The following is a 3,032-nucleotide window of genomic DNA, read 5'->3' as shown; positions in this document are numbered from 1 at the left end:
CTATTCGCAATCCCAGTAACCGTCGTGATGACCGAGTTGATCTCAGCCATCAAGTCATTGACACGTTTTTCCGCCTTGTCGATGAGTCTATTGTAATGCTTGATGTTTTCAATGATTTCGATGAGTTCGAATTCACGGGCGGGAGATGTTGTTCCAATAGAACCCTGTGCGACCGAGAGAATATCCTGAATTTTAGAAGCGGTCAATCGTTTAATTTCTATCAGATTATCAAATCCAGCCTCAAGCATTTTCTGAGGGTTAGGGTAGCGTGTCAAGAGTTCGTAGGTATATTCTGAATGCTTTCCAACGATTTTATCCAACTCAGGAAAGATGATATCAAGACAACGAGTGTATTGTACTTTCCAATCAGACTGTTTTTTCTTGAGACGATGAATATGTCTAGTCAGTATTTTTAGTTCTTCTTGCCGATTATCGTGTTGAAATTGTTCACGATTGGGGTCAGAAAGAAGTTTAAGAGCGATGACATGAGCATCTTTCTTATCCGTTTTAGTCTTACGAAGTGATAATGATTTGGCAAATTCCTTGATGAGCAAAGGATTGTAGGTGTAAACTTTATATCCTTGTTCATGCAGGAAGTTCAATAGATTCAAGGCATAATGTCCAGTATCTTCAAGAGCGATGAGACAGTCTTGGTTGAGCTGTCGAAGAGACTGATTTAAGATTTCAAAACCAGCTCTGGTATTTGCAAAAGTGAGTGGTTTGAGAACAGTTTTTCCTTGAAGATTCAAGGCTGTAACATCGTGTTTATTTTTAGCGACATCAATGCCAACATAAAGCATAGGAGTACCTCCAATTATAGTATTTCAAGTCCACTTGGAACTCCACGAACTTTTTGCCTTGTTACCTTACACGAGATAAAATGTCTATGCGTTATCAAACTCATTACCAATTGAAACAAAAAGCTGTGGTTAGAGCCTTTCAGAAATCGTCAAGCGATTGGAGGAAATGAACTAATCCACAGTGGCTTATTCCAAGTATACCACTTGAGCTTTGGCAGTAGCTAACTGCACTAAATATAATATAAGGAGGGGCGATATGGGTTGGTTGAAAAGGAATATCGATGGCTAAGGTACAATTTACAATCAAGAATGATAAGGGTGAGGAAGTTCTCAAGACCAGTAAGGAAATCACGACATCAGACTATCGTGACTACCTGGTCATGAATGATGCACTGTCAAAAGACTTGTCCGAAGTGGAAAAGCTGGTTAAGCAGTTGGACTTTATCGCTGGGCTTTTTGAAGATGTGACAGTGGAACAGTTGCTAGAATATACTGACTTTGCTCGTATCATCGAAATTTTCACGGATATCTATGCTCATCTAGTGGGTGATGTGGACCCAAAGGGGAAAAGCTAGAGTCTGGTGAGGCTTTGCGGAAGTTCTATGGCTTTGTCAAGCAGGTCACGGAGGGGCCTTATGGTCTTAGTATCCGTGATGTGATGGAGACTAGCTGGGAGGACTTGATGGGTGTTCTAGAAACGCTTGAGCCTGCTAAGAAAGAGGAAGTTGTGGACTTGGCGGACTTTATCCAGATGATTTGATGAAAAGGCTTTACAAAATCCCTTTAGAGGCTTATAATAGGGCTAAGGAGGTGAGTAGGATGAACGACTATTTGACAGTTCACGAGCGGATGTCTCTTGCGAATGCGAGACAAGTGATGAAAAAGAAGTTTACACTAGCGATTATCTGGCTGGGTGTCTTTCTTGTCTATGCGGTCATCGGTTGGCATATCATGATGGGTATCTATGAGTCTTTTTTGACCATGTGGTTACTGATTATCTTTGTCTTGCCTGCTATTCCGTTTTTTATCTATCTCGCTTTTGGATCGATACTCTTTTTTGTCTGTCAGTGGTATTTTTCTCATGCCTTCAAAGAGTTAGAAAAAATCCGTTCTATCGAGTTTTCGATGAGACTTCGGCAGAGTTTGTTAGATAAGTAAAAGTCCGTAAGGGATCGTGTTGATGAAGCAATCATCACGAAGCTGGACTTTGTATCTGAGAAAACTAATCAAGGACGATCAGAAATTATTCGCCATGGAATTAAGAAGTTATATCAAGAATTGAGAGGTAAAGAAAATGAATAGCCGTGGTTTAATTTGGGCACGCATTTGGCTTGGCGTAGCTATTTCTGCATTTGTGTTTTATGTTTACACTATGTTTTATATCTTCAACCATAGCATGGATGAGATATTTGCTCCGTTTGCGATGTTTCTTGTCTATGCTCCTTTGTTTCCTCTTTTTGGCATGGCAGTCGGCGGCTTTGCGCTACTTGCTTGCGTGGGGTTCGCTTATCAAAATCTACAACGTTATAAATAGTTGAAAGTCCGTAAGGGCTTTTTTGTTTGCTTTAAAATGTAATTGAACACGGGCTAAGGACTGGGCGAAAAAGATAGCTTGTCTTGTGAGCATCGCTCAGGGCGTTAAGCTCCTATTTTCGCTGTGTCCTTTACGCCCTTTGTATCTTGGGATAGGAGGGAAACAATATGGCAGGCGGTACGCCGTTAGGTCAGATGTATATCGAGCTGGGGCTAGACGTGTCAAAGTTTAGTCCTAGTCTCAATGGTGCGAAAAATGCCGTGAGGTATTTTCAAAATAATGTCCGTTCCTTAGACAGTGCGCTGAAGGGAATGGGAAAAACGCTGACTTGCTGAGAGCGAAGTACAAGACGCTGGGGCAGGCAATCACATCTCAGAAGAAAGTCCTCGATGAGATGAAAAAGAGCTTTGACAAGCTGGATCCCGGGACTGCTCGTTATGATAAGGCGGCGGCTGATATCGAGCGAGAAAATGCCAAGCTTGCTGCGATGGAAGCCTAGTTAAGAAAAGTGGGGAATGCTTTGGAGGACGTTGCTAGAAAAAATTCGTTACTCTTTAAATCTGGTGAGCTCTTAAAATCTTTTGGCAAGTTTGCTCATTCGGCAGAGAACATGAATCGTGACTGGAAAACTGTAAGGTTAGCGCCTTGAGCTAGTCCATGTGACGTCCATGGAAAAAGGCTATATGTTGGTTCGACTC

General features: G+C 41.8%; 6 protein-coding genes. 5 read left to right on the top strand and 1 reads right to left on the bottom strand.

Annotation, left to right across the window (positions count from 1 at the left end; all coding sequences use genetic code 11):
* A partial coding sequence (locus STRDD10_RS02705; RefSeq protein WP_067192893.1) for an IS110 family transposase occupies nucleotides 1–800 on the bottom strand: 800 nt, incomplete at its 3' end.
* A 281-nt stretch (nucleotides 801–1,081) separates the two neighbouring features.
* Here STRDD10_RS02705 and gpG point away from each other — a divergent pair.
* The 5 genes from gpG to STRDD10_RS11435 all read left to right on the top strand — a co-directional run bounded on the left by gpG (nucleotide 1,082) and on the right by STRDD10_RS11435 (nucleotide 2,833).
* Complete coding sequence (gene gpG / locus STRDD10_RS02700; RefSeq protein WP_067192891.1) at nucleotides 1,082–1,375, top strand: phage tail assembly chaperone G; 294 nt, start codon at nucleotides 1,082–1,084, stop codon at nucleotides 1,373–1,375.
* A 14-nt stretch (nucleotides 1,376–1,389) separates the two neighbouring features.
* Nucleotides 1,390–1,560, top strand: a complete 171-nt coding sequence (locus tag STRDD10_RS10755; protein ID WP_156468566.1) for a hypothetical protein — start codon at nucleotides 1,390–1,392, stop codon at nucleotides 1,558–1,560.
* Nucleotides 1,561–1,619: 59 nt separating this feature from the next.
* On the top strand, nucleotides 1,620–1,958 hold the full coding sequence (locus tag STRDD10_RS02695; protein ID WP_067192890.1) for a hypothetical protein: 339 nt from the start codon (nucleotides 1,620–1,622) through the stop codon (nucleotides 1,956–1,958).
* Between the two features lie 136 nt (nucleotides 1,959–2,094).
* Nucleotides 2,095–2,334 carry a hypothetical protein gene (locus tag STRDD10_RS02690; protein WP_067192888.1) on the top strand — a complete coding sequence of 80 codons (240 nt, stop codon included), beginning with the start codon at nucleotides 2,095–2,097 and terminating at the stop codon, nucleotides 2,332–2,334.
* A gap of 328 nt (nucleotides 2,335–2,662) precedes the next feature.
* Nucleotides 2,663–2,833 (top strand): hypothetical protein, encoded by a 171-nt coding sequence (locus STRDD10_RS11435; protein WP_231853354.1) that lies wholly within the window; start codon nucleotides 2,663–2,665, stop codon nucleotides 2,831–2,833.
* The last annotated feature ends 199 nt before the right edge of the window (nucleotides 2,834–3,032 follow it).

This window comes from Streptococcus sp. DD10, from assembly GCF_001578805.1.
In the GTDB taxonomy this organism is placed as follows: domain Bacteria; phylum Bacillota; class Bacilli; order Lactobacillales; family Streptococcaceae; genus Streptococcus.
The sequence above is the reverse complement of the archived record's forward strand: the minus strand, read 5'-3'. Positions and strand labels throughout refer to the sequence as shown.